Source organism: Kribbella sp. CA-247076 (assembly GCF_050942445.1).
Classification (GTDB): Bacteria; Actinomycetota; Actinomycetes; order Propionibacteriales; family Kribbellaceae; genus Kribbella.
Map to the genome: position 1 here is coordinate 771,036 of NZ_CP192051.1, position 25,379 is coordinate 796,414.

The 25,379-nt window shown below is 71.4% G+C and carries 18 protein-coding genes; 7 read left to right on the forward strand and 11 right to left on the reverse strand.

Features of this window, described 5'->3' with window-relative positions; translation table 11 throughout:
• The 4 genes from ACQPYZ_RS03725 to ACQPYZ_RS03740 form a co-directional block, all read right to left on the reverse strand.
• The gene (locus ACQPYZ_RS03725) at positions 1-2,061 is read right to left on the reverse strand and encodes a fibronectin type III domain-containing protein (protein WP_433165207.1); all 2,061 of its coding nucleotides are present in this window, start codon (positions 2,059-2,061) and stop codon (positions 1-3) included.
• Between the two features lie 28 nt (positions 2,062-2,089).
• Positions 2,090-3,052 carry an AAA family ATPase gene (locus ACQPYZ_RS03730; RefSeq protein ID WP_433165209.1) on the reverse strand — a complete coding sequence of 321 codons (963 nt, stop codon included), beginning with the start codon at positions 3,050-3,052 and terminating at the stop codon, positions 2,090-2,092.
• Between the two features lie 81 nt (positions 3,053-3,133).
• Positions 3,134-4,390, reverse strand: coding sequence for a sensor histidine kinase (locus ACQPYZ_RS03735; protein ID WP_433165211.1), 1,257 nt, complete (start codon positions 4,388-4,390; stop codon positions 3,134-3,136).
• Positions 4,387-5,061: a response regulator transcription factor gene (locus ACQPYZ_RS03740; protein ID WP_433165214.1), complete on the reverse strand. Its 675-nt coding sequence runs from the start codon at positions 5,059-5,061 to the stop codon at positions 4,387-4,389. The genes ACQPYZ_RS03735 and ACQPYZ_RS03740 overlap by 4 nt, the downstream gene beginning before the upstream one ends.
• 53 nt (positions 5,062-5,114) lie before the next feature.
• Between ACQPYZ_RS03740 and ACQPYZ_RS03745 the strand changes: the two genes are divergently transcribed.
• The 5 genes from ACQPYZ_RS03745 (at position 5,115) to ACQPYZ_RS03765 (ending at position 11,248) form a co-directional block, all read left to right on the forward strand.
• Positions 5,115-6,704, forward strand: a complete 1,590-nt coding sequence (locus tag ACQPYZ_RS03745) for a BTAD domain-containing putative transcriptional regulator (protein WP_433165215.1) — start codon at positions 5,115-5,117, stop codon at positions 6,702-6,704.
• Positions 6,701-7,954: a hypothetical protein gene (locus ACQPYZ_RS03750; protein WP_433165217.1), complete on the forward strand. Its 1,254-nt coding sequence runs from the start codon at positions 6,701-6,703 to the stop codon at positions 7,952-7,954. Before ACQPYZ_RS03745 ends, ACQPYZ_RS03750 begins: the two co-directional genes overlap by 4 nt.
• An 8-nt stretch (positions 7,955-7,962) precedes the next feature.
• Positions 7,963-8,592, forward strand: coding sequence for a LuxR C-terminal-related transcriptional regulator (locus tag ACQPYZ_RS03755; protein ID WP_433165219.1), 630 nt, complete (start codon positions 7,963-7,965; stop codon positions 8,590-8,592).
• A 124-nt stretch (positions 8,593-8,716) separates the two neighbouring features.
• The gene (locus ACQPYZ_RS03760; protein ID WP_433165221.1) at positions 8,717-10,357 is read left to right on the forward strand and encodes a right-handed parallel beta-helix repeat-containing protein; all 1,641 of its coding nucleotides are present in this window, start codon (positions 8,717-8,719) and stop codon (positions 10,355-10,357) included.
• Positions 10,358-10,435: 78 nt separating this feature from the next.
• On the forward strand, positions 10,436-11,248 hold the full coding sequence (locus ACQPYZ_RS03765) for an SAM-dependent methyltransferase (protein WP_433165223.1): 813 nt from the start codon (positions 10,436-10,438) through the stop codon (positions 11,246-11,248).
• 258 nt (positions 11,249-11,506) lie between these two features.
• On the opposite strand, the gene ACQPYZ_RS03770 is transcribed toward ACQPYZ_RS03765, so the two are convergent.
• The 4 genes from ACQPYZ_RS03770 to ACQPYZ_RS03785 are packed head-to-tail and all read right to left on the reverse strand — an operon-like array spanning position 11,507 to position 16,205.
• Complete coding sequence (locus tag ACQPYZ_RS03770) at positions 11,507-13,615, reverse strand: fibronectin type III domain-containing protein (RefSeq protein WP_433165225.1); 2,109 nt, start codon at positions 13,613-13,615, stop codon at positions 11,507-11,509.
• 46 nt (positions 13,616-13,661) lie between these two features.
• Positions 13,662-14,996: a serine/threonine protein kinase gene (locus ACQPYZ_RS03775; protein ID WP_433165226.1), complete on the reverse strand. Its 1,335-nt coding sequence runs from the start codon at positions 14,994-14,996 to the stop codon at positions 13,662-13,664.
• A gap of 13 nt (positions 14,997-15,009) precedes the next feature.
• Positions 15,010-15,582 (reverse strand): hypothetical protein, encoded by a 573-nt coding sequence (locus tag ACQPYZ_RS03780; RefSeq protein WP_433165228.1) that lies wholly within the window; start codon positions 15,580-15,582, stop codon positions 15,010-15,012.
• Entirely contained in the window at positions 15,579-16,205 is a 627-nt protein-coding gene (locus ACQPYZ_RS03785; RefSeq protein WP_433165231.1) for a hypothetical protein, read from the reverse strand. Before ACQPYZ_RS03785 ends, ACQPYZ_RS03780 begins: the two co-directional genes overlap by 4 nt.
• Before the next feature lie 145 nt (positions 16,206-16,350).
• On the opposite strand from ACQPYZ_RS03785, the gene eccD reads away from it, so the two are divergent.
• Both eccD and eccB read left to right on the forward strand, forming a co-directional pair.
• Complete coding sequence (gene eccD, locus ACQPYZ_RS03790) at positions 16,351-17,733, forward strand: type VII secretion integral membrane protein EccD (RefSeq protein WP_433165232.1); 1,383 nt, start codon at positions 16,351-16,353, stop codon at positions 17,731-17,733.
• A 1-nt stretch (position 17,734) separates the two neighbouring features.
• On the forward strand, positions 17,735-19,156 hold the full coding sequence (gene eccB, locus ACQPYZ_RS03795; protein ID WP_433165233.1) for a type VII secretion protein EccB: 1,422 nt from the start codon (positions 17,735-17,737) through the stop codon (positions 19,154-19,156).
• Between the two features lie 55 nt (positions 19,157-19,211).
• On the opposite strand, the gene ACQPYZ_RS03800 is transcribed toward eccB, so the two are convergent.
• The 3 genes from ACQPYZ_RS03800 to eccCa are packed head-to-tail and all read right to left on the reverse strand — an operon-like array spanning position 19,212 to position 25,255.
• Positions 19,212-20,852 (reverse strand): hypothetical protein, encoded by a 1,641-nt coding sequence (locus ACQPYZ_RS03800; protein WP_433165234.1) that lies wholly within the window; start codon positions 20,850-20,852, stop codon positions 19,212-19,214.
• Positions 20,852-21,259, reverse strand: a complete 408-nt coding sequence (locus ACQPYZ_RS03805) for a hypothetical protein (RefSeq protein ID WP_433165236.1) — start codon at positions 21,257-21,259, stop codon at positions 20,852-20,854. Before ACQPYZ_RS03805 ends, ACQPYZ_RS03800 begins: the two co-directional genes overlap by 1 nt.
• Positions 21,260-21,292: 33 nt before the next feature.
• Positions 21,293-25,255: a type VII secretion protein EccCa gene (gene eccCa, locus ACQPYZ_RS03810; protein ID WP_433165238.1), complete on the reverse strand. Its 3,963-nt coding sequence runs from the start codon at positions 25,253-25,255 to the stop codon at positions 21,293-21,295.
• Positions 25,256-25,379 lie beyond the last annotated feature (124 nt).

Sequence of the window (25,379 nt, forward strand, 5' to 3'; positions counted from 1 at the left end):
TCACCCACTCGGCCAGGTGACGGCGTTCGACCGGTACGGACCGCCCGGGCCGGTCGCGGTCACGTAGATCCGCTGACCGACGGCGGCGTTGTGGAACATCTTCTTGCTGACGTTCCCGTCGTCGTCGGTCTCCACCTCGTAGCCGCCGTCGTGGATCTCGCCCCAGCCGCTCGCGAAGGCGCGGAACAGGTACGTCGTGTTCGGCTCGAGCCCGCTCGCCGCGACCTGGACGAAGGCGCAGTCGTCCTGCGTCCCCTCCGGGCAGTGCGAGTCCTCGTATTTCGTCGTCTTCTCGCCGTACGCGATCCGCAGCCGGCCCAGGCCCTTCGGGGTCGCCGTCACGGTCGCGGCGGCGCCGTTCATCGCCTTGCCGTCCGAGCCGCGCGTGACCGCCCGCACCTGGAAGGTGTACGCCGTCTCGTTCGTCAGCCCGCTCCAGGTGTAGCTCCGGCCGGTCGTCGTGACGGAACTGCCGCCGCGGGTGACCCGGTAGTGGACGAGCCGGCCGCCGTTGAGGTTCGGCTGCCGCCAGGACAGCGTCACCGCGCCGTCCGCGGCTCTCGCCGTCAGGCCGGTCGGTGCGCCGGCCGGGGTCGCCTTCACCGGCTTGGGCTTCGGTTTCGGTGAAGGCTTGGGGGACGGCTTGGGCTTCGGCGTCGTGGTCGGCCGGGGCTTGACCGTCTTCGGTGGGTTGTTCGTCTCGGGCGGCGGGGTCCGGCGGGGCCGCACCGGCCGGTTCTCGCCCTCCGGTCCTCCGGTCCGCTCAGGTTCACCGGTTCGCAGCGGCGCGGTCGGTTTGCGCGACGGCGGTGTGGACGGAGGTGTGGACGTCTTCGCGCTCGGTGGAGTGGTCGGCGGGGTCTCCGGTGGGCGCTTGCCGTCGCCCGGTTCGCGTGGATCGCGGGCCTCGACCCCGGTCACCTCGCCGTCGTCGTCGACGACCATGGTGTGCTCACCGGACGCGTTGTCGACGTACAGCCGCTTGTCGGCGCCGCGGAACAACTCCGGCCGCTCGGCCTTGCCTGATCCCTTCTTCGACGGTGCCGGGATCGGCCGCGCGGCCTTCTTCCGCCCGTCGGCGTCCAGGGTGACGAGGGTGTTGCTCGACTCGTCGATCAACGCGACCCCGGTGCCGGACGACGCGACCTGCGAGTACTTGCCGGCCGGCAGCTTCTGGACGACCGGAGCGGCCGGCGTCCGGTCCCCGGTGAGGGCGGCGTCGACCAGGTGCAGCTCGTTCCGCGCCGGCTCCACGATCGCGATCCGGCCCTTCACGTCGTACGGCGCGATCAGCGACTCCGGCGTGATCCGGGTGCCCGGGATCGGCACCGTGCGGCCGAAGCCGTCGGCGTCGAGCGTGCGCAGCTCGCGGGCGGTGGTGTCCACGAACACGACCCGGTCCTCGACCACGGTGAGCGCGCCCGCGTGCCCGCTGCCGACCTCGGCCGGGCAGGACAGGCGATCGGCGTCCACGGGCAGCTGGCAGAGTTCGCGACTGGTGATGCGGTGCACCCACAACGTCCCGTGCGCGGTGACGACCGGATGTCCGAGCGCGCCGGGCACCGAGATCGTCACCGGCTCGGCGCCGAGCCGGCTGATCGCGCCGGCCTTGCGGTAGACGGCGAACGCCGCCCCCGGCGCCTCGAGCGCGGTCGGTTGCTCCTCCGACGGCGCCGGCCGTGGGTCCGCGACCTGGAGGTCGGACTTGCCGAACTCGGTGATGCTGCCGCGCGCGAGCACGAAGCCCTGCGTGTCGGTCTGCACCGCCTTGGCGCCGGCACCGAGGCCGGGCACCTGGACCTGGCCGTCGACGTTCTTCGTGCCGCCGTCGACGTGGAAGACCGTGCCGAGCGTGCTGTTGTAGATCAGGTGGCCGGACTGGACGAACTTCATCCCGGCCGTGTCCGCCCCCGCGCCGGTGATGGCCAGTGCCGTCGCGGTCATGCAGACCGCGACCACCCCGGCCAGCGCGGCCCGCGAGCGCCACGCGCTCCCGCCGCGCTCCGCGGTCCCGCCGCGCTCCGCGGCGGTCGAGCCCTTGATCCGGAAGATCCGTTTCACCGCCCAGCCTCCCCGTTCGTCGGTGGACTCAGCCGGCGCTCGCGCCGGCCGTCGGTGCGGGCGTCGCGGCCAGCACTTCCTCCACTACGGATGACGGCGGCCGTTGGCTCAATTCGGCGTCCGGCGTGAGCACGAGCCGGTGCGCGAGGACCGGCTGGGCCACCTGTTTCACGTCGTCCGGCGTGGTGAACGCCCGACCGTCGGTGGCGGCGAACGCCCGGGCGGCCCGGACCAGCGCGATGCTGCCGCGCGGGCTGGCGCCGTACCGGACGGCGGTGTGCTCCCGGGTCGCGGCCGCGAGCTTCACGGCGTACGAGCTGATCGCCGGGTCGACGTGGACCGACCGGACGGCGGCGATCGCGTTCCGCAGCGCGGGGACGTCGATCACCGGGCTGAGCGAGTCCGGCCCGATCCGGCCGGTGTCGCCGAGGACGATCCGGACCTCGGCGTCGTGGTCGGGGTAGCCGATCTCGATCCGCATCAGGAACCGGTCCAGCTGGGCCTCGGGCAGCCGGTAGGTGCCCTCCATCTCGATCGGGTTCTGGGTGCCGACGACCAGGAACGGGTCGGGGACGGCGCGGGTGTTCGAGTCGACCGTGACCCGGCGCTCGGCCATCACCTCGAGCAGGGCGGACTGCGTCTTCGGCGTCCCGCGGTTGATCTCGTCGGCGACCACCACGTTGGCGAAGATGCCGCCCGGGTGGAACTCGAACGTCTCGGTGCCCTGGTGGTAGACCATCACGCCGGTGATGTCGCCGGGCAGCAGGTCCGGGGTGAACTGGATCCGGTTCCAGGTCGCGTCGATGCTGCGGGCGATGCACCGGGCCAGCGTGGTCTTGCCCAGGCCGGGCACGTCCTCGATCAGCAGGTGTCCCTCGGCGAACAGCGCGGTCAACGCCAGCCGGATCACCTCGGGCTTGCCGTGGATCACCTTCGCCAGATTGTCCGCGACCAGCCGATAGGCCTCGCCAGGCGGAATGGTGGCGCTCATGTCAGTCTCCCCAGGTGTTCGCCGGACCGCACACTGTGACCCTACTCAGGCCCGGTCCAGCCGCCGTACAGAACCGGTCCACTACTCGGACGTCGGCAGGCTGAACTCGAAGATCGCGCCGCCCTCGTCGGCGTTGTAGACCTTCAGGTCGCCGCCGTGCGAGAGCGCGACCCAGCGGACGATCGACAGCCCGAGCCCGGACGAGCCGCCACCACTGGTGAACCGGTCGAACAGCTCCTCGCCCACCGCCGGGTCGATCCCGGGACCTTGGTCGGCCACCGTGACCCGGCCGTCGGCGACCGTGACGGTGACGATCGCCTGGTCGGCACCAGGTGCGCGGCCGTGCCGCATCGCGTTGTCGAGCAGGTTGCCGATCGCGCGTTGCAGCAGGGTCGGGTCCGCCCGCACCATGCTCGGCGCGGTCACCAGCGAGATCCGGGCGCCGTTCGTGGGCAGGTCCTCGACCACACCGGCGACCAGTTGGTCCAGCCAGACCGGTTGCATGGTGAGCTGCTCGACGCCGGCCGCCAGCCGGGCCCGGACGAGCAAGCCGTCGATGATGTCGCCCATCCGGCCGGCGAGCCGGACCGTCCGCGGCAGCAGTTCGGCCCGCTGCCCGGGGTCCTGCGCGGCCGTCTCGGCCAACGCGCGGAGCGCGGCGACCGGCGTGCGCAGGTCGTGCGCGGTCTCGGCGAGCAGGGTCTCCTGCTGCTCGAGCGCCGCCATCGCCGGCCGGATCGCCCGGCCGGACAACCAGTAGCCGGCGAGTGCGGCGGCGCCGATCAGCAACGCACAGACGCCGAGGACCACCCACACCAGCCGCTGGTGCTGCGCCGACTGCTCCTCGGTGTCCTGCCACGCCAGTACGGCGCCGATGACCGAGCCGTCCTGGTCCTTGAACGGCTCGGCCGCCACCCGGATGCGGTGACCGTTCACCGCCTCGCGATCGGCGAACAGACGCGTGCCCGGACCCGCGGTCGCCTGCTTCGCCAACTCCTCCAGGACCGCGTGGTCGACCGGCGTACAGTCCAGCGCGCTCTCGTGCCCGGCGAATGTCTCGGACTGCGTGGGCAGGATCTCGAACTGCGGGCAGTCGGCGTTCAGCGGATCGGCGGCCACCGGGTTGTAGTTGATCGCGCCGACGTCGTTCTTGATCAGCCGGAGTACCGGCGCGGTGACCACCTCGAGTTGGTTGTCGATCTCGGTCGTCCGGCGGTCGGCGTCCAGGGTGATGACCACCGGCGCGAGGATGACCAGGCCGACCGTGTTCGCCACCGTGAACAGCGCCGTCAGCCACCACCGCAGCCGGCGCAGCCGCTCGACCGACGGACCCCTCATCCGGCGCCGCCGGCGCTGGTCAGCCGGTAGCCCTGGCCGCGGACCGCCCGGATCAGCTCGGGCCCGCGGAGCTTGCTCCGCAACCGCTTGATGGTCACGTCGACGACGTTCGACATCGGGTCCGCCGCGGCGTCCCAGCAGTGCTCGATCAGCTCCGTCCGGGAGACCGCCTGCTCGGGCCGGACCATCAGGTACTCCAGCACGGAGAACTCCTTCGCTGTCAGGGTCAGCAGGACGCCGGCCCGGCGCACCTCGCGGCGCCCCGTGTCGAGCTCGACGTCGGCGTACCGCAGGACCGGCGGGCGGCCGGTGCCCGCGCGGCGGCACAGGCTGAGCACCCTAGCGGTCAGCTCGGCCACCGCGAACGGCTTGACCAGGTAGTCGTCCCCGCCGTGCTCGAACCCGTCGACCCGGTCGGCCAGCGTGTCCCGGGCGGTCAGGAACAGCACCGGCACCGCCCAGCCGTCCTGCCGGCGCCCGCGCACGTAGGCGATCGAGTCGCCGTCCGGGAGCATCCGGTCGAACACCACGCAGTCGTAGGAATTCACCCACAGGGCCTCGTCCGCGGCCGCGATCGAGCCGGCGACATCCACCGCGAGCGCCGCCGACCGGAGCGCGGCCGGCACCGCCACCTGCAGGTCCTCGTCGTCCTCTACCACCAGTACGCGCACCGGCACCCTCGCGTGTCATCGAAATGTCATCGTCGATACGGATCGTATGTGTCATGAACGGTCACTCAGCGCACTCACCGGCCCGGATCGCCTTCCGGGTGCTGGGCCCGCTCGAGGTCGACGGGCCGGACGGACGCCCGCTCGACGTCTGCGGCGGCAAACCCGCCACCGTGCTCACCCTGCTCCTGCTGCACCGCAACGCCTGGGTCAGCACCGACCAGCTGACCGACGCGGTCTGGGCGGGCCGGGACGTCCCGGCGTCGGCGCAGAACAACCTGAAGACCTACGTCTGGCAGTTGCGCCGGGCGCTCCCGGACGAGCGGATCGAGAGTCGCCCGGGCGCCTACCGGGTGCGCGTGCTGCCCGGCGAGCTGGACGCCGACGTCGCCGCCGACCTCCGGGACCAGGTTCGTGACCTGCTCGCCCGCGGCGAGGGCACCGAGGCGGTCGCCCTGGTCGAGCGGGCGCTCGGCCTGTGGCGTGGCTGCCCGTACGACGGCCTGACCGTCGACGCAACCTCGGCCGTCGACCGGTTGACGGAGCTGCACCGGAGTCTGCGCGAGGACCTGGCCGACGCCCAGCTCGCCCTCGGGCGGCCCGCCGAGGCGATCGCCGTACTGCGGAACCTGACCGACGAGGAGCCGTTGCGGGAGCTGGCCTGGGTTCGGCTGATGACCGCCTACCGGACCACGGGCCGCCGGCACGACGCGCTGGCGGCGTACCAACGGGCCCGGACCGCGCTGGTCCGCGATCTCGGCATCGAGCCCGGCGCCGAGCTCACCGCGTTGCACCAGCGGATCCTGAGCGAGGACGTGCCGCGGCCGGTCAGCCCGCCGGTCAGGTCGAACCTGCCGCGGCGGATCCCGGGATTCGTCGGGCGGAAGGCCGAGCTGCGGGAGCTGCGCGGTGCGACCGGCGTGGTGACGATCGACGGAATGCCGGGGATCGGCAAGACCGCGTTCGCCCTCGAGGTCGCGGCCGCCTCGGGCGTGGAGACCCAAAGCTACCTGGACCTGCGCACCCCCGGTCCGTTGCCGCCAGCAACTGGACTGTTGATCCTGGACAACGCCGAGCACGCGGACGAGGTACGTCGCCTGCTGCCGAACGACCCGGCCGCGCTGGTGCTCGTGATCAGCCGTCACCGCCTGACCGGCTTGGACCGCACCGGCGCGATCACGCTCGACGTCCTGGCCGCCGACGAGGCCGAGCAGCTCACCGACCTCGATCAGGTCCTGCGCTGGTGCGGCGGACACCCCGGTGCGATCCGGCACCTGGTCGAGCGGCTGCGGAACCGGCAGCCGTGGACGGTGGCCCGGATGCTCGCCCGGCTCGACGATCCGGCGGCTCGTTTCCGCGCGCTGGCCGAGGTGCTCGCGCCGTTCGACGAGTTGTACGACGCGCTGCCGGCGCAGGTCCAGCGGTTCTATCGGAGGATCGCGACCGTGCCGCGGTTCGACGTACGCCGGGCTGCCAGGCTGGCCGGGATCGGGCCGGACGAGGCCGAGACGATGGTCGATCTGCTGATGGACTTCAACCTGGTCGCCGAACCCGCGCCCGGACGGTTCGTCCTGCTGCCGGTGGCGCGGGACCACGCGCACCGGCTGCTGCTCGCCTCCGGATCCGAAGCGGAGCTGGTCGCATGAGGCCGCCCGCCGCGGCCGCCACCGCACCCCGGGTCGAAGCCGCGCAGGCACCTGCTGCCCGCGTCGTGCCACAGGCCACCGCGGTCGGTGTGCCGATCGCCCGGACCGCGGCGCCGAAGTTGCCGTCGGCACCGATCGCCGTCGCGGTGCCGGGCCGCCTGGTCGCTCAGGTCCGGCAACTGCCGGCACCCGAGCCGACGGCCGACACCGTCGAGCAAGCGGATCGCGCGATCCGGGTCGGCCAGATCGTCTGCTGGCAGCTCGCCGTGGTCGCGGTCGGCGCGGCGGCGACCGGCTCGCGGACCGTGCTCGTCCTGACCTCGCTCGCGGCCGTCTCGCTGGTGGCCCTGACCGCCGTCCGCCTCCGCGGACTGTGGCTGTACCGCTGGCTCGGCGTGCTGCTCGGCTTCCTGGTCCGGCGGCGCCGGATCGACCTCGGTGACGAGGTCGCCCTCAACCTGGTCGGCGCCTTCCTCGGCCGGACGCGGACCGATCGACTCGTCGTCCGCGAGCAGCCGTACGGCGTGCTCAGCCGGCCGGCCGGGGTGAGCGCCGCCCTCCGGCTCGGTCCCGACGCGCAGCACGACGTCCTGCCGCGGCTCGGGTCGCTGGCCGACGCGGCCGACGAGCAGCCGGTCGAGATCGCCGTACAACTCGTCGTGCACACCGGCGTGAAGCCGAACCAGCCGCCGCGGGCGTGGCTCGCGGTCGCGGCCGGGCGTACGCCGGACGTCGCCACCGACCCGCAGTTGACTCAGGTGCTCGCGAACACGGTTCGCCGGCTCGTCCGCCGGTTCGACCGCGAGGAGGTCGAGTACCTGCCGCTCGACGAGTCCGACGTACTGGCGTCGCTCGGAGCACTCGCACACGCCAACGCCGGCCGCGGACAGCTGCACGAACGCTGGTCGACCTGGTCGTGCGGACCGGTCCGGCAGCTGTGCGTGCGGCTGACCGGCTCGGCGTCATTGCCTGCAGCAACGTTACGGACGTTGGCCGGCACTCTCCTCGGCACCGCGACCGGTGCCGCCCAGACCATCGCCGTCACGGTGACGGCCTCGGCCGATCACCCCGCACCACACCGCCACGACGCCGTACTGCGGCTGGCCGCGTCGCACCCGGCAACGCTCGACGCGGCCTACTCCGTGCTGACCACTCTGGCCCGGTCCTACGGGGTCGAGCCCGAGCGCCTCGACGGGCGTCACGCCACCGGCGTCGCCGCCACGCTACCTCTGGGGGTCCCTCTCTCATGACCGTAACGATGCTTCCGACCGCCTTCCACCAGGTTCCCGCCCACAGTGGGATCGCCGAGCTGCTGGCGTCCGCCGAGGACGAAGTGGTGGCGATGAGCAACCTCACTCCGGCTGGACCCGCGTTCGGTCCGCGGGACGTCCGGCCCGGGCTGCGGTACCGGGCGATCTACCCCGACACCGCGCGGACAGCGCCGACCGCGTGCCGCCACCTGGGTGCGCTGTCGCTCGCCGGGGTCGCGGTGCGGACGATGCCGTCCGTGCCGATGAACGCGCTGGTCATCGACGGCTCGATCGCGGTCCTGCCCGCGGACACCGCGAACGGCAGCGTCGCCGTACTGCGGCTGAGCAGCGTGGTCACCAACGCCCTCGAGCTGTTCGAGCGGATCTGGCCGGACGCCGTACCGCTGGCCGGCGACGACCTGCCCGGCGACACCGATCTGTCGCTGCGGGAGCAAGAGATGCTCCGGCTGCTCGCCCTCGGCGCGACCGACGAGGTGGCCGCGGCGCAGCTCGGCATCTCGGTGCGGACCGTCCGGCGGATGGTCGCCCAGATCATGAACCGGCTCGGCGCGCGCAGCCGCTTCCAGGCCGGCGTGAAAGCCGCCGACCGCGGTTGGCTCCTCGACCGGGCCTGCTGATGTTGTGCTCTTGGCCTCGCCTCCGGCTCGGCGGGGCATGGGGCCCTGACTCCCGGCCTTGCCTCGTCGCTCCAGTCGCTGCGCTCCCTCCGCTCCTCAGTCCAGGCCGGGAGGCCCCATGCCCATGTCGACTCGAGTACTGACTGTTGCTCCGGGGCGTCCCGGTGCGTATCCGACGATCGGCTCCGCGCTGCTCGACGCGCCGGACGGGGCCGCGATCGCGATCGCCGACGGGACGTACGCCGAGACGCTCGAGCTGTCCGGCCGCTCGGTCACCCTCCAGGCCGAGCCCGGGGCGACGGTGATCCTCGACGGCTCCGGCGCCGACCGGCCGACGATCCGCGCCGTCGACGGCACGCTGACCCTGCGCGGACTGCACGTCCGGGCCACCGAGGGCGTGGCGATCTCGGTCGACCGTACGGCGCTCTCGGTCGAGCAGTGCACCGTGTCCGGCCGGACCCGGCCCGCGATCAGCGTGCACGCGAGTACGTCGCTCCTGGTCGACCGCTGCACGGTCACCGGCGCCGAGACCGGGATCGTCGTCGAGGGCGCCGGCGGGCAGATCCTGGACACCACCGTCCGGGACGTCGGCGGCGACGGCATAGTCGTTGCCCTGGGCGCCGATCCGCTCGTCCGCGGCGGCAGCGTTACCGGCTGCGGCGGCCGGGGCGTCTACGTCTACCAGTACAGCCGGCCGGAACTGACCGACCTCGAGGTCGCGCATACCGGCACCGAAGGCGTCGGCGTCGCGCACGGCAGTACGCCGGTCCTGCGGCGGGTGACCGTGCACGACACCCGCGGACCGGCGATCACGTTCGCCCCCGGCTGCGGCGGAACGGTCGAGGCCGGCCGGTTCTCGAACACCGCCGAGCCCGCGCTGTTGCTCGCGGACGGCGCCACGGTCGAGGTGATCGAGGACCACCACGCGGCCACCTCCGTCGGCGGTCCGGTCGAGGAGCTGCTGGCCGACCTCGACGCCATGGTCGGCCTGCCCGGCGTCAAGGCCGAGGTCCGTGCGCTCACCGATGAGATCCAGGTCGACGAATGGCGCCGTACCGCCGGATTGTCGGTCGGCGCGGTCAGTCATCACCTGGTCTTCGCCGGCGCACCGGGGACCGGGAAGACGACGGTCGCCCGGCTGTACGGGAAGCTGCTGAAGGCACTCGGCGTGCTGCCGCACGGAGGCTTCACCGAGGTGTCCCGGCGGGACCTGGTCGGCCAGTACATCGGGCACACCGCGGAGAAGACGGCCCAGGTGTTCGAGAAGTCGCTCGGTGGCGTGCTGTTCATCGACGAGGCCTACACGCTGTCGCGCTCGGCCGGGACCGGCGGCGACTTCGGCCAGGAGGCGATCGACGCGCTGGTCAAGCTGATGGAGGACCACCGCGACGAGATCGCGATCATCGTCGCCGGCTACACCGCGGAGATGACCGACTTCCTGGACGCCAACCCGGGCCTGGCCTCCCGGTTCTCCAAGACCGTCGAATTCGAGAACTACAGCGCCGAGGAGCTGCTGCTGATCACCGACCGGATGGTCGCGGGCGGCGACTACCTGCTCGACCCCGCGGCCGCCCAGCCGCTGACGTCGTACTTCGGCCGGATCGCGGACGGGCCCAACTTCGGCAACGCCCGGGAGGCCCGCCGGCTGGTCGAGGCGATCCGCAAGGCGCAGTCCCAGCGCCTGCGCACCCTCGGCCGGATGCCCACCACCGAGGAGCTCCGGTCGCTGCTCGCGGCCGACGTGCTGGCGGCCGCGGGCGGCTGACGGGCCGGGGGCGGCGACGGTGTGGGCCTTGTATCGCCTAGAGTGATTGAGGTCAAGACCGGAACGGAGGGATCGCCGATGGCCGACGGGAACGAGCAGGCGCCGTACCCGGGGTTCGACATGTCCAAGCCGAGTATCGCGCGGACGTACGACTACCTGCTCGGCGGCAAGGACAACTTCGCCGTCGACCGTGCCTTCGGTGACAAGTTCATCCACGACCTGCCGGGATCGCAGCAGATCGCCCTGGACAACCGGGCCGCGCTGATCCGGGCCATCCGCGAGCTGGTGTCGGCGAACCGGATCCGTCAGTTCGTCGACCTCGGCAGCGGCCTGCCGACGGCCGACAACGTGCACCAGGTCGCCCAGCGGTACGACCCGGACGCCACGGTCGTGTACGCCGACAACGACCCGATCGTGCTCGCCCACGGCCGCGCGCTGCTCGCCGAGAACGACAACACCACCGTCATCCAGGCCGACCTGCGTACGCCGAAGGCGATCTTCGACCACCCGGACACCCGCCGGCTGATCGACTTCGAGCAGCCGGTCGCGGTCGTCTTCAGCGCGACCCTGCACCACGTGAACGACGACGAGGACCCGGCCGGCCTGGTGAAGTTCTGGGCCGATCGCATCCCGTCCGGCAGCTACGTGTTCATCAGCCACTTCCGCAGTGAGAACGACCCGCGCAGCCAGGAGCTGGAGCAGGTGCTGCAGGGATCGCTCGGCCGCGGCCGGTGGCGCACCGACGAACAGATCCTGGACCTGTTCGGCGACGGCTTCACCGTGCTCGAGCCCGGCCTGGTCCCGGCGGCCGAGTGGCGCAACCCGGAGCCCGTCGACGACCTGACCGACTGGCAACGCCTGATCGCCGCCGCCCTCGCGGTGAAGAACTAGCACCGGCTTTCAACCGCTGTCCGGGGGAGCGGGCTGGGGTCTGGGTGCCGCCCGACAGGACGTATACGCCCACTGCCGGCCACTCCCCGCGTGAACCGGCCACCGAACAGCCCCCACGACCGGACACCTCCTGTCCATCTGCACCACCCCCAGCCACCACGCGCCCGCACCGCACGGCCGGCATTTCAGGGGAGAACCGCTGAAATGTGCCTTCTCAGCCGACAATCCCCACGTTCGACAATTGTGCTTGGAGAGGCATTAGCCCGACGTCCAGACGAACCTGTTGGATGTGTAGGTCGTTCCGTCCGGGGCCTCGACGGTCACCCAGACGGTCTGGCCGACGGCACCGCAGGGGAACCGGTCGTCGACCACCATGTTGCCCTTGGCATCGGTTGTCAGGGTCGCGCCCGGGTTGAAGTTGCCCCAGCGGGACGCCCACGGCTTGATCTCGTACTTCGTGTTCGGGCGCAGGTTCTCGATCCGGACCAGCACGAACGCGCAGTCCGGTGGAGTGCACTCCTCGTACTCCGCACTGGCTCCGCGGGAGGCGATCACGCGCTCCTTCACCTGCGGTGCCGCGGTCAGACCGGCCGCCGACCCGATCAGCGTGCGGCCGTCCGGCGACCGGGTGATCGCCCGCACGCTGAATGTGTACCGCGTTCCGTCGGTCAGCCCGGTCCAGGTGACCTGCTCGGTGGTCGACATACGGGTCCGTCCGCCCATCGTGACGTCGTACCGGACGAACGTGCCCTGGTTGAGTTGTGGGCGCGTCCAGCCCAGGACCAGTGTCCCGCTACTGGGGTTGCTCTTGACCCGCAGGCCGCCAGGCGACGCCGCCACGGCCCAGGTGAACTGGACGCGGTTCGACCGGACCGCCGGACCGGAGCCGACGCGGTTCACCGCGCGAATCGTGAAGTAGTAGGCGGTCTTCTCGTCGAGACCGGTGATCCGCGTGGACGTGGTCGTCCCGGACACCGTCCTCGATCCGCCGGTCCAGCTCAGTCGGTACGACGTGACGGCCGCACCGTGCGCCGCCGCGGGCCTCCACGTCACGGTGGCCGAGCCATTGACCAGCCTGGCCTGGACCGCGGTCGGCGCGCCGGGCCGGCCGGGCTCGGCGGTGACCTGGTTCGTTGGCCGGTTGCTCGGCGGCTCCACCTTCTGTGGCGGAGGTGTTGTCGTGCTCCTCGGTGGTGGCGGAACGTTCGGCTGCTGTGGTGTCCGTTCCGGTGGCGTGACGTTCGGTGTGGGCGTCGGCGTCGGTTTGCCCGGACCGACCTCGACCGCCTCGGCGCGCCCGTCCCGGTCGACCACGACGACCCGGTCGCCCTTGCCGCTCTCGACGTACACGCGGGAGTCCTCACCGCGGACGAGGTTCGGCGGGCGCTTGCGCTCACCCGGAACGGCCTGGCTCGACACCTTCTGGTGCGAGGTCTGCGTGCCGTCCGGGCCGAGGGTGAGCAGGTCTTCGTTCTCGCGGTCGAGCAGGGCCAGGCCGTGGCCGGTCGACGCGATCCGGTCGTACTTCCCGGGCTTGATCGGCCGGCTGATCGTCGCGGCCGGCTTCTTGCCCTCGGCCGGTACGTCGACCAGGTGCACGACCCCGCGATCGCGGTCGACCAGGGCCAGCCGGCCGTCGACGTCGTTCCCCGCGACCAGCGCGTCGTCGGGTACGGCGACGCTGCCCAGGCCGGTGCGGTCGTCGATCCCGTCACTGGTCAGCCGGTACACCTGCCGGGCGGTGAGGTCGACGAACATCGCCTCGGTCCCGAACGCGGTCAGCGCGCCCCGGTGTCCCTTCGGCGCCGCCGCCGGGCACGACATCCGGTCCGCACCGAGCGGCAACTGGCACAGGTCGCCGTGGTCCACCCGGTGCACCCACAGCGTGCCGTCCGAGGTGACCACCGGATCACCCAGCGGACCGCCCGGGAACACGGCCGCCTGCCGCTCGCCGAGCCGCAGTACATGCCCGGCCTTCGGGTACACGGCGAACGCCGCACCGGCCGCCTCCAGGCCGACCGGCTGCTCGTCGGCCGGCGGCTGGATCGGCTCGGCGACGGTCAGGTCGGACTTGCCGAACTGGTCGATCCGCGACCGGGACAGGACGTATCCGTTCCGGTCGGACTGCACCACCTGGGCGCCTGGCTCGGCCGACTCCACCCGTACGTCGGCGTCGACGTTCCGGGTCGCGCCGTCGAGGTGGAAGACCCGGCCGAGCATGCTGTTGTAGACCCAGTGCCCCGACTGCGAGAAGGACAGGCCGGAGTCGGCGCTGCCCGCACCGGTCAGCACCACGACGCTGGTGAGGGCGATGCACCCGGCCACGACCGCGGCCAGACCTGCCCGGGCTCTCCTGGTCTCGCGCACGCCGACAGCCTAGGCGAGGGAGGTCCAGGAACGGTCCACGTTCCGTCTACCGGCCACCGACACAGGTGGCACCGCGGATGCTTCGCGGCACACTCTTGTACGGCGCGACGCCGTCGGTGCCCTGCACCTGGAAGCAGTACTTCAGTCCCGGGCTGACCTGCACGGTGGCCGTGGTCGCGGCGCCGCGGTACCCGATCCGCGCGGACTTCGCACCCTGCTCAGCGACGAACACGTAGTACTCGTCGAGCTCCTTCGGGAACGACCAGGCCAGGACGACCGACGTGCCCTTGTCCACCGGCGGTTTCAGCACGATCGGTGTCGGTGCCGAGGTGGTCGCTTCCGGCGTACCAGCGGTCGGCGTACTGGCGGCCGGCGGTGGGGTGGTTGCCTCGTCACCCTTTCCCGGCCGGATCATCACCGGCACCACCGCGACCAGCGCGACTGCGGCGGCGACACCGATCAGCACTCCCTTCGGCGGCGTCCTTCGCCGCTTCGTCACCGGCTTCCGGACAGGCGGAGCCGACGTGACGGTTGCCACCGGCACGATTCGCGCGGCCGCCAACTCCTCGCTGAAGTCGTCGAAGTCGACGTCGTCCTCGTCCGGCCCGGCGGTCAGCAGTCGCTCGAACTCGCGCAGTACGGTCAGCGCCTCCGGCCGCGCGTCCGGCTCCTTCGCCAGCATCCGCAGCAGCAGGCCCGCCAACGCCGACGGCACGTCCCGCCCGGACACCTCCGGCGGCGGCTCACGCAGTACTCGCAGTACGACGCCGTCCGCCGACTCACCCGTCCGCGCCGGGAACGGCGACTGCCCGGTCAGCGCCAGATACAGTACGGCGCCCAGGCTGTAGACGTCGGCCTGCTCGGACAGCTCGCCGTCCCGCAGTACCTCAGGAGCCGTGTACGCCGCGTCGGCCGTCAGGTCGCGCGGGCACCGCAGCCGCAGCGCCAGCCCGAAATCGGCGAGCGCCGGCTGACCACTCGGCCGCTCGAGCACGTTCGCCGGCGTCACACCACCGTGTACCAGTCCGGCGTCGTGCGCCTCGGCCAGCACCGAGCTCAGGATCTGCCCGAGTACGACCACGTCCCCGATCGGCAACGGACCACCCGCGACCAGGTCCGGCAACGACTGCGGACAGAACTCCATCCGCAACCCGGTCCGCCCGTCCGGCAACTCGTCCAGCGCCTCGACGTGCACGATCGACGGCGCCGACCGCAGCCCGGCCAGCTTCGCCTGCTCCACCTCGACCGCGTTGTACGTCCGCCGGTCCAACGGCTGCGGGTACACCTTCAGCGCCGCCGTACGCGACCCGGTCAGCAGAAAGACCGAGGCGACCGGACCTGTCCGGTGCGGCACCAGCGCGTCGAGCGGGATCTCAGCCATCGTGGTCATCTTGTCACCCGGTGACGTCCAGGTACGCACAACCGTGGGCGATCAGGAACCGCAGATCACCGAGAATCTCAGCCACCGCCCGCTCCGGATCGGCCGCCTGACCGTGCTCGGCCGTCACCGTTGCACGCACCTCACAGCTGTGCCACAACGTCGGCGCCACCGACCCCCATTGCCACAGCTCGTAACTGTCGGGATCAAGCACCGCCGCCACCCCAAGCCCGGGAATCCCGACCGCATGCCCGTCCAACCGGTCCGGAGCGTTGCCCAAGCCAACGAACAGCACGTCCATCCGATGCGACCGCGCGAACACCCCGGAGTCCTCCACCACAGCAAGCAACCCGGCATCATTGAGCCGCGCAACCTGATCACGCGCCCCCACAATCCCCGCCTCCGCAGCCCGCCCGACGACGTCCTCCACCGTCCAGACCCCCTTACCCACCTCCGGCACCCCATGCGCCAACACCCAAACCCCAAACGCATCCTCGTCGATCCTGTGCTGCGTCCAGCCGACCCGGATCACCTGCCCGTCGTCCCGGACCCCGCCGTAGTGCCCGACCGGAAACACCGTCCCACTCACCGCAACCTCCGCCGATCGAAGTACACCGCCCGCATCGCCAGCAACCCATGCACCTGCCCCAGCACCCCTGCCAACACCCGCCGCGGATCGGTCTCCTCCTCATCCGTGACCCCGGCCTCCCGCGCCACGATTGCCGCGTCCCGACACCCCGTCCACAACTCCGGCGCCAACTGCGCCCACACCCAGACGTCGTACAGAGCACTGGACACCTGCGCCACCGGCTGATTCAGTACCCCGACGGTCTGCATCCCCGGCTCGCTCGGGTCCGGCCCCAACCCGTGCAGCAGCGGAAATAGCTGATGCTCCCGAGCGAACTCGACAGCTGCTTCGGTGGCCGGATCGACCGCCACCAGCTGGCCCTCACCGACGAACCTCTCGACCGTCGCATGCACATCGGAGGCCGCGAGCCCGAGCTTCTCCGCGATCGCGACCAGACCGCTTCGCGTGGGCCGGTCGTCGACGTCCGTCCCGTGCGCCAGCAACCAGACCGCGTACTCGCGGTCCGCCAACTCCGCGACCTCGACACCGACCCGAACCTGCTGCCGGTGCTCGGAACCACCGCCCGAGTACAGCACGCCCACGTCATGCCCTACCGGGATCAGCAGGTCTCCAACGGTCCCCACGAGTACTCCTTCAGCTAGCCGTCGACCCGAGGCTAGAGCGCTGCGCGCCGTCGTACCGGCGACGGCAGGAAGCTGTCGTGAACCACAAGCCTCGAGACCGCGCACGGATCCTGGCAGCAGACATCCCTGGAAGCGAGGAAGGTCGATGAACATCACAGGTCTGCTGCGGGTCACGATCGCCGCACCGCAGCGGCGACTGGACCTGGCCTTGCCGGAACAGGCCTCGGTCGCCGAGGTGTTGCCCGGCGTTCTGACCAAGGCAGGTGAGCATCTCGCCGACGAGGGCGTCCCGGTCGGTGGGTGGGTGCTGCGTCGCGCCGACGGCGCCGAGCTCACGCTCGGCCGGAGCCTCGGGTCGCACCGGATCCGGGACGGCGAGATCCTGCACCTGGTTCCGCGACGCCTCGACTGGCCGGAGCTGGAGTACGACGACCTGGTGGATGCGGTGGCCGCAGGCGCCGGCAAGCTCGGTGCTCGCTGGTCAGCCCGCCATACCAGGATCGCCGGCCTGACCGGTGCCGCACTCGCGCTCTTCGGGGTGATGGTCACTGTCCTCAGGCAGGGCGCTCCGTGGCCGGAGACCGCGACCTGGTTGCTGCTGAGCGCGGTACTGCTCACCGCGAGCGGCGTCACCCTGGCGCGCGTCGTCGGAGACGCGGGCGCTGGAGCCTTCCTCGGCGGTTCGGCGCTCCCGTTCGCCGCGCTCGGCGGCGCCCTGGTCTTCGCCGGAGAGTCGGGCCGGCCTGCGATCGGAGCGCCCCACGTCCTGGCCGCCGGCACGGCGCTCATGCTCGTCGGCATCGCCTGTTATCTGGGGATCGTCGACAGCGCGACGCTGTTCGCCGGTGCGACCGCTGCCGGACTACTCGGACTCGTCGCCGGCTGGGTCGGGACATCGGATTCGCTCGACGGTCCGGATGTCGCGGCCGTCGTCGGCTCGGCGGCGTTCGCGTTCTCCCCGTTGTTCGGTCAGCTCGCGCTCCGGATCGGGCGCCTGCCGATGCCGATCCTGCCGCGAACCACCGCGGACCTGGTCCGCGACGACCCGCAGCCACCCCGCCGGCAGGTGTACGGCGCCGTGGTGCGGGCGGACGGCCTGCTGACCGGAATGCTCGCCGGCATGTCCGTGGTGCTCTCGAGCTGCATGGTCCTGCTGACCACGGACCGGAGCACGTCCGGAACCATCCTGACATCGCTGCTCACCGCCGGATGTTTGCTGCGGGCAAGGATCTACCCGGTGGTGAAGCAGCGTCTCCTCCTTCTGGTGCCGGGGATGACGGGGCTTGGCTGCCTCGTCGTCGGCCCGCTCAGCTCGGCCTCGTCCGACCCCGTCCCCCTGGTGCTCCCGTTGATGGCCGTGCTGGCCGCGGCCACGATCTTCTTCGGCCTGCGCTACAGCACCCGGCTGCCGAGCCCGTACCTGAGCCGGTACGCCGAGATCCTCGAGGTACTGGTCGTCCTGGCCCTCGTCCCGCTCGCGTGCGCGGTGCTCGGTCTGTACGCCGTGGTCCGGGGCTGGGGAGGCTGACGTGGCGACCAAGAAGGACCAGCTTCAGTCCCACCAGTTCTCGATCCAGCGGATGGTGTCGGCGCTGGTCACCCGGGAGACCGATCCGGAGCAGCCGCCGTTCAGGCGAGTCACTGCCGCTGCCTTCGGAAGTGTAGCGATTATGGTGCTGGCGTTGACCGGCGTCTGGGTCTACGGCCTGGTGGTCCCGGGCGGCAACAAGGCCTGGAGCAAGGGCGACAAGGTGATCGTCGAGAAGGAGACCGGCACCCGCTTCGTCTACGTCGACGGCCACCTGCACCCCGTCACCAACTACGTCTCCGCCTTGCTTGCCCTGGGCAAGAAAGGTGACACCCAGCGGGTGTCGCAGCGTTCGTTGGCCGGAGTGCCGCGCGGACCGCGGATCGGCATCGAGGACGCACCGGACGCGTTGCCGCCGGCGAGCGAGCTGTTGAGTAGCGGCTGGACCCTGTGCTCACAGCCCGCCCTGGACCAGACCGGCGCACGGACCAGCGAGTCCGTCCTGATGATCGGCCGGCAGCCACTCGGGGGCACGGCGATGGCGGACGACGCCATGCTGGTCGAGGTGATCGAGACCGGCGACCAGTACCTGATCAGCAAGGGGTACCGCCATCGCATCACCAAGTCCGACACCGTCACGGTCGGTCTGGCCCTCTCGTCCGAGCCGTGGGCGCGGGTCGGTGCGGCGTTCGTCGCGGCGCTCCCCGACGGCGAGCCGATCGCACCGCTCAAACTGGCCGGGATCGGCCATCGGTCGACCGCCGTACCCGACCGGCCGAACACCTTGGTCGGCCAGCTCTTCGTGGTCCGCACCTCGGGCGGCGGCACCCAGCACTACCTCGCGACGAAGAGCGCGCTGCTGCCGATCTCGGAACTGCAGTTCGACATCCAGCGCGCCTACCGTCCGATGAAGGCGGCGTACGGCGGGAAGGCGCCGACCGCGATGGAGCTCAGCCTGCTGTCCGTCGGCCAGGCCGCTCCGCCGCTGCCCACGGACGAGGGCCGCGCGCCGCGGAGCCGGCCGGAGTTCGTGGCGCCCCGGAACGGCCTCGGCACGGTCTGCGCGACGTTCACCCCGGGCGACCAGTTGCCCGCGATCGCGATCGACCCGGGCATGCCGGCGCGGGACGCGATGACCGAGACGACCAGGCGCGGCACAGCGGGTACGGCGCTGGCCGACCGCATCGTGATCACGCCGGGTACCGCCGCCGTCGTCGAGGCGCGCCAGTCCGGCCAGGCGGAGTCCGGCACGATCTCGGTCGTCACCGACATGGGCCGGGCGTACCCGCTGGCTGAGCCCGAGGTGCTGAAGGCGCTGGGATACGACGGCGTACAGCCGGTCCCGATCCCGGCTTCCCTGATCGCCCGCATCCCGCAAGGGCCAGGCCTCGACCCCAGGACCGCTCGGCAACCGGTCAACTGATCCCGGACACAGTAGAGGCCCGGCTCGGAGAATCCGAGCCGGGCCTCTACCGGTTTCAGTTCGCGTAGCGCCGAGTGGAGCTGCCCGGAGCCGTCGCCTCTCGCTCCTCGACCTTCCACAGGTCCTCGTCGAGCAACTGCAGAGTGTCGGCCGGCGCCGTCTCCTGTCGCCGGCGAGTGCTCACCGGTACGGCGGGGAACGCGCCCGGCAGATCCTTGCCGGTCTTGCCCCGCAGCCCGGCCGGAACACCGGGTGTCTCGTCGTTCTGCCGGTCCCGCTTGCGGGCGATCGGACGGATCGTGCCGGCAGCACCGGACTTACCGGCCCGGCCGCCACCACCGGCGCCGGCCGTCCCGGCGCCGGGCGGCATCATCGGCGGCACACCGCCGCCACCCACTCCCGACGGTGTCGGGGAACCGGCGATGCCGGTGCCGGACAGTGACGCCGGGGCCTTTCCTCCGCTCAGCGGGGGTTGCTGCGACAACTGCTCGCCGGCCCGCGGGATCTGCTTGTCGCCCACACCCGGCAGGTTGCTCGCGATGTCACCAGCCTTGGGGATGTCGGCTTTGATCCCGCCAGGAGCACTCGGGATCCTGCCACCGCCCCCACCACCACCGCCCCCACCGCCACCACCACCAGCGCCCGGGCCGCGCGAGCTGCCCGCGATCGGAAGGCCGCCGATCGGCAGCGGCGTGAGCGGCAGACCGCCCGGTGGTGCGGTCGGGATGTTCGGCGGCTGCAGCGACGGTGTGGCGATGGGCGGCATCGGCGGCGCCTGCGGGATCGTCGGCATCCCGGCGAGTCCCGGACCCGTCGGCTCCGCACCCGGCATCTCACCGCCCTGTTGCCCTTGCTGACCCTGCTGGTCCTGACCGCCCTGCTGACCTTGCTGGTCCTGTCCGCCTTGCGGACCTTGCTGGTCCTGACCGCCCTGCGGACCTTGGTCGCCACCCTGTGGACCACCTTGATCGCCGCCCGGGCCGCCGGGGCTCTGCGGCAGCTGACTGCTCGGTCCGCCCCCCGGCGCGCTGCCCGGAACCGTGTTGCCGGCACCCGGGCCGTCCCACTTCATCCCCTGCGCGGCGCTGACGAGCTGTGGCCCCAGCTTCTCGTACTCGGCGGCCAGCGTGGAGAGCTGCCCACCGGCCTGGACCACGACCGGCCGCCACTCGTCACAGAACGCCTTCTCCATGGCTGCGCTCGGGCCTGCCGCCCTTCCGTTCTTCGCCGCGCCCACGGTGCTCATGAGGGAGTTCCTGAACTCCTCGACCGCGGCGTCCAACTCCTGCTTGGCCTTCGCCGTCGCGTCGGCCGTCGTCCGGATGAAGGCGCCCAGACCGTCCAGCGTGGCCGGGATCGAACCACCGCCCTGGCTGGGACCGCCGGCGTTGCCGCTTCCGGAGATCGTCGCGGAGGCGTTCGCCAGCGACCTGCTCGACGCGTCGGCGGCCTGGCTGTACAACGACGAGTCCGCCGGACTCTTCCAGCTGTGCAACAGCTTCTCGTTGGCCTGCGGGAAATGCTGGACCGCGCCGTCGATCGTCTTACCGGCCTGCGTCCACATCCGGGACGCGGCCTGCAGCGGGCCGATCAGTGCCGTGTCGGCCTGAGCCTTGGTGTCGATCTCGGTCATCGCCGCCTGCAGGGCAGCGATGGTCTGCGCCATGAAGGCAGCGGCCGCGTAGTCCGTCGCCATCAGCGACCTCCGTTCGGGTAGACCGAGTTCTGGTAGTCGACCGCGCGTCTCCAGTCGAACGCCGGATCGGTCTGCACCGGCCCGTCGCCCGGCTTGAGCAGGGCGCTCAAGCGCTGGTTGTTGAGGTGGACGAGTCCCTTGTGCTCCTCCCCGAGCCGGAGGATCGCGCTCTGGTATCCCTGGAGACCGTCGCTGGTCTTCGTCATGAACTGCGCCAGCAGGTCACGGGCCTGCCGCTCCTGCTGCATGAACATGCCGCTCTCGATCGTTCCGCCCTTGGCCGCCGGCGACGCGGACTCCTGTCCGGTCACTCCCATGCCGGTACTGAAGTCCGAGGCGACCTGTCCCATCTGGTTGTAGGCGTCGTCGAAGGCCGCGGCGTTCGTGACCCAGATGTTGCCTGGCATCCGTCCTCCTTTTGCGTGCGTTGGTGAATCTGGTCAGACGGCCGGTCGGTCGTCCGTCGGGGGGTGGGTGAGTTGGATCAGTTGATTCGTGCCCTGCCGGCTGACCAGCCGGCCACGGCCGGGTGGCATCGGCTGCGCGCGGAGGCCGCCGAGCAGCGGGCCTTCCTCACGGCTGCCGGACATCAACAGCCCCGGCGAGCCCACGTCCCGGATCCTGGCCAGCACCGGCTCGAACAGGCCGCGCATCGCGCCACCGGTCCGCCGCGCTACGAAGACGCGCAGGCCGAGATCGGACGCCTGCGGGATGAACGGCAACAGCGGCATCAGCGGATGGCTCTCCGATGACGCGACCAGGTCGTAGTCGTCGATCAGCACGAACACATCAGGCCCCTGCCACCAGGACCGGTCCCGCAGTTGCTGTGGAGTCACGTCGGGACCTGGGAGCCGCTCCTGCAGGATGTTCGCCAGCCCGGCGATCAGCTCGGCCGTCGCCTGGTGGTTGGTGCCGTAGCCGAGCAGGTGCTCGCTCTCGACTCCACCGATCAGGCTGCGCCGGTGGTCGATCACCAAGATCCGCGCCTCGTCCGGCGTGTGCGTCTCCCGGATCCGGGCCGCGAGGGTCCGCAGGAAGCCCGACTTCCCCGAACCGGTGTCGCCGAGCAGGATGAACGTCGGGTTGGCGAGCGGATCCAGGAGCACCGGTTCCAGCGTGCTCTCCGCGACCCCGACGGCCAGGCCGTGCTCGCGCGAGCTGGCGCCGTCGACGGTCTCGTACGCGACGTCGCCGGGTAGCAGCCGCACCTTCGGCGCGCCCTCACCCGGCCAGGCGTCCTTGACGGTCGCGACCAGCTCGGCCAGTCCGGCCGACACGCGGTCCTGGCTGTCGCGTAGTCGCGGCGCGGCGATCAGGAAGTGGTGCTTGCTGGTGGTCATGCCGCGACCGGGGGCGTGCTCGGGCACGAGGACCGCGGTCCGCCGGTCGATCAGCGAGTCGATCGGATCACCCAGCCGTAACTCGAGCTTGGTACCGCACAGGTCACGGATGTTGTTCCGCAGGTCGAACCAGCGCGCCACGCTGACGACCAGGTGCACGCCGTACGCGAGGCCGCGGGTGGCGATGTCGCCGAGCGCCTGCTCCAGGTCCTCGAAGTCGTTGCGGATCGTCTGCCATCCGTCGACCACCAAGAACACGTCGCCGTACGGCGAATCGCCGCCCGCGCCGCGCCGGCGGAGGTCGCGATAGGTCTGCATGCTGTCGATGCCGGCCGCGGCGAAGCTCTTCTCCCGCTCGGCGATGATTCCGAGCAGTTCGATGACGGTACGGCGGACCGCGTTGACGTCCTGCCGTCCGGCGACACCGCCGACATGCGGCAGATCGCGCAGCGCCGACAGCACACCCCCGCCGAAGTCCAGACAGTAGAACTGCACTTCCTCAGGGGTGTGGGTGAGTGCCAGACCGGCCAGGATACTGACCAGCGCGGTGCTCTTGCCGCTCTGCGGAGCACCTGCGATTGCGACATGACCGGCGCCCGCGGACAGGTCGAGCAGGAGCGGATCGCGGCGCTGGTCGAGCGGGCGGTCGACGACGCCGCCGATCGTGCACAGGCTGCCGGGCAGGACGGCTTGTCCCTGCCGGGAGTCGGCACCCGGATTCGACAACAACTCGCCGAGCGCTGGCGGCTCGTCCAGCGGCGGGAGCCAGATCTGGTGTGCCGGGCTGCCCTTCCCCTCGAAGCGGTCGACCAGGATGTCGAGCAGGGACTCGCCGACGCTTTCGTCGAAGGCGCCGTCCGGATCGGCCTGTTCCTCGTCCACTTCCTCGGTCATCGGCGGAGCGACATACCCGCTGGAGTAGTCGAGGAGCTCGACCGAGTCGTCCGGCGCGATCGGCAGCCCGTTCGCGGACGGCCGGCGGTGTACGCCGGACACGTACGCGGAGCGGAACCGGTCCATCGGGTCGGTTCCGACCCGGAGGAAGCCGTGACCAGGTGCCCTGGGCAACTGGAACGCGTCGTTGACGCCGAGCACGGTCCTGCTGTCGAGGTCGGAGAAGGTCCGCAGCCCGATCCGGTACGACAAGTGGGCCTCCAGCCCGCGCAGCCGGCCTTCCTCCAGCCGCTGGCTGGCCAGCAGCAGGTGGACGCCGAGGGACCGTCCGACCCGGCCGATCTGGACGAACATGTCGATGAAGTCGGGCCGGTGGGTGAGCAGCTCGCTGAACTCGTCACAGATCACCAGCAGCGACGGCACCTCGTCGAGCGGAGCCCCTGCGGCCCGGGCCTTCTCGTAGTCGCGCAACGAGGAGAAGTTGCCCGCGGCCCGGAGAAGCTCCTGGCGGCGCAGCAGTTCACCGTTGATGGCATCCGTCATCCGATCGACCAGGTGGAGCTCCTCGGCCAGGTTGGTGATCACCGCGCTGGTGTGCGGCAGCTTGTCCAGCCGGGTGAAGGTAGCGCCGCCCTTGAAGTCGACCAGGGCGAAGTTCAGCGACCGCGGTGGATGGGTAATGGCCAACGCGAGGACGAGGGTGCGGAGCAGCTCGCTCTTGCCGGAACCGGTCGCGCCGATGAGCAGGCCGTGTGGGCCCATTCCCTCCTGAGCGGACTCCTTCAGATCCAGCTCGATCGGTTGCCCGTCGGCCCGCAGCCCGAACCTGACCCGCAGCCGGTCGCGGCTGGGCCGCGGCAGCCAGGTGTCCTCGGGGTCGAAGTCGAACGGGTCGCCCAGGTCGAGCAGTTCCGCCAGGCCGAGGTCGGCGCTGAGCGGCTGGTCCCCCTGTGCGCCGGCGGTCAGCCGCAGTGGGGCGAGCTGGCGCGCCAGCCCTTCGAGCGTGACGACGTCCAGGCCGTCGGCCCGGCCGAGCCGCTCGTCGCCGTCCATGGTCTCGGCCGAGAGGTGGCCTTCGGCATCGACATCGAGGCTGATCGCGGTCGAGTCGATCGCCCGCGGCGGTGGCATGGTGAGATCGAGGACGGTCACGCCCTCGAGCCCCGGACCGGCGAGCAGATGATCGGAACCGTCGAGCTCGCCGCCGTCGAGCACGACCACCAGGTGGGGGCCGGCCACGCGGCCGGCCAGATCCGGGTCGAACCGCGGCCGATTGGTCAGCACGTCGTCGAGCATGGCCTCGATCGCGGTCACCGACGGCGCGATCAGCCGGAGCGGGCCGAGTGCGTCGGAGCGTTCCGGATGCAGGGCGTGTGGCAGCCACTTCGCCCAGTCCCAGTCCGCCCGGTTCCCGGCCGCCGTACAGATCGCGACGCGCAGGTTGTCGGGTGCGTGCAGGGTGGCCAGCTGGGCGAGCATCGCGCGGACCAGAGACATCGAGTTGTCCCGGTCACCCGGCAGGTAGATCCGGCCGAAGCCGGTCAGTGCGATGGCGAGCGGCAGCCCGGGCACCGCGGCGTACGTCGAGACGAAGCGGCGCAACGCCAACGCGGACAGCGGTTCCAGGCGCTCGAGTGGCTGGGTGTCCGGCGGGACGATCGTGGTCGCCGGGTGCTGCGGGCCGACGCCGACCCGGGTGACGCCGAAGTCGGGGTCGTCCTGACGGCGCTCCCACAGGCGGTAGCTGCCGGCGAGCGCCCAGAGGGACTCGGGCTCGGGATGCAGGTAGGCCAGCGCGTTGCGTTGCTGGTCGATCGAACGGCCGAGCCGGAGGCGCTGCTGGGCCAGGTGCCGCAGGTACGTCCGACGCGCCTGCCCCATCTCGGCCCTGCCGGCGCCGCCCCGGCTGAGCACCGAGACCAGGATCATGCCGATCATGGCCAGACCGAAGAGACCGAAGATCACGTAGCGCAGGCTGCTGACGATGCTGCCCGAGAACATCAGCATCATCGCGCCCATCATCGCCACCATCGGCAGCACCATCAGCATCTGGGCCCACTGCCGGCCACCGGGTTCCGGCACCTCCGGTGGTGCCTCCAGCAGCAGCTCGCCGCCGGGCAGCTCCGGAGCGGGTCGCCGCATCGGCCGCCGGACCATCATCGTCGCCATCGTCGACCACCTTCCTCGGGCCTGTCCGCTGCGATCTTCACGCGCGCCGAGCGCTCCTGGAGCCCGGTGGCAGGAAGGTGTCGCCGGGCCCGGCCGGCGGGCGGTGCTTCCTACCGTGTGGCTG

Coding starts and splice junctions, on each gene's coding strand:
- ACQPYZ_RS03730 (WP_433165209.1), bottom strand. CDS start 3,052: ATGAGCGCCACCATTCCGCCTGGCGAGGCCTATCGGCTGGTCGCGGAC.
- ACQPYZ_RS03735 (WP_433165211.1), bottom strand. CDS start 4,390: ATGAGGGGTCCGTCGGTCGAGCGGCTGCGCCGGCTGCGGTGGTGGCTG.
- ACQPYZ_RS03745 (WP_433165215.1), top strand. CDS start 5,115: ATGAACGGTCACTCAGCGCACTCACCGGCCCGGATCGCCTTCCGGGTG.
- ACQPYZ_RS03750 (WP_433165217.1), top strand. CDS start 6,701: ATGAGGCCGCCCGCCGCGGCCGCCACCGCACCCCGGGTCGAAGCCGCG.
- ACQPYZ_RS03755 (WP_433165219.1), top strand. CDS start 7,963: ATGCTTCCGACCGCCTTCCACCAGGTTCCCGCCCACAGTGGGATCGCC.
- ACQPYZ_RS03760 (WP_433165221.1), top strand. CDS start 8,717: ATGTCGACTCGAGTACTGACTGTTGCTCCGGGGCGTCCCGGTGCGTAT.
- ACQPYZ_RS03765 (WP_433165223.1), top strand. CDS start 10,436: ATGGCCGACGGGAACGAGCAGGCGCCGTACCCGGGGTTCGACATGTCC.
- ACQPYZ_RS03775 (WP_433165226.1), bottom strand. CDS start 14,996: ATGGCTGAGATCCCGCTCGACGCGCTGGTGCCGCACCGGACAGGTCCG.
- eccD (WP_433165232.1), top strand. CDS start 16,351: ATGAACATCACAGGTCTGCTGCGGGTCACGATCGCCGCACCGCAGCGG.
- ACQPYZ_RS03800 (WP_433165234.1), bottom strand. CDS start 20,852: ATGGCGACGGACTACGCGGCCGCTGCCTTCATGGCGCAGACCATCGCT.
- ACQPYZ_RS03805 (WP_433165236.1), bottom strand. CDS start 21,259: ATGCCAGGCAACATCTGGGTCACGAACGCCGCGGCCTTCGACGACGCC.
- eccCa (WP_433165238.1), bottom strand. CDS start 25,255: ATGGCGACGATGATGGTCCGGCGGCCGATGCGGCGACCCGCTCCGGAG.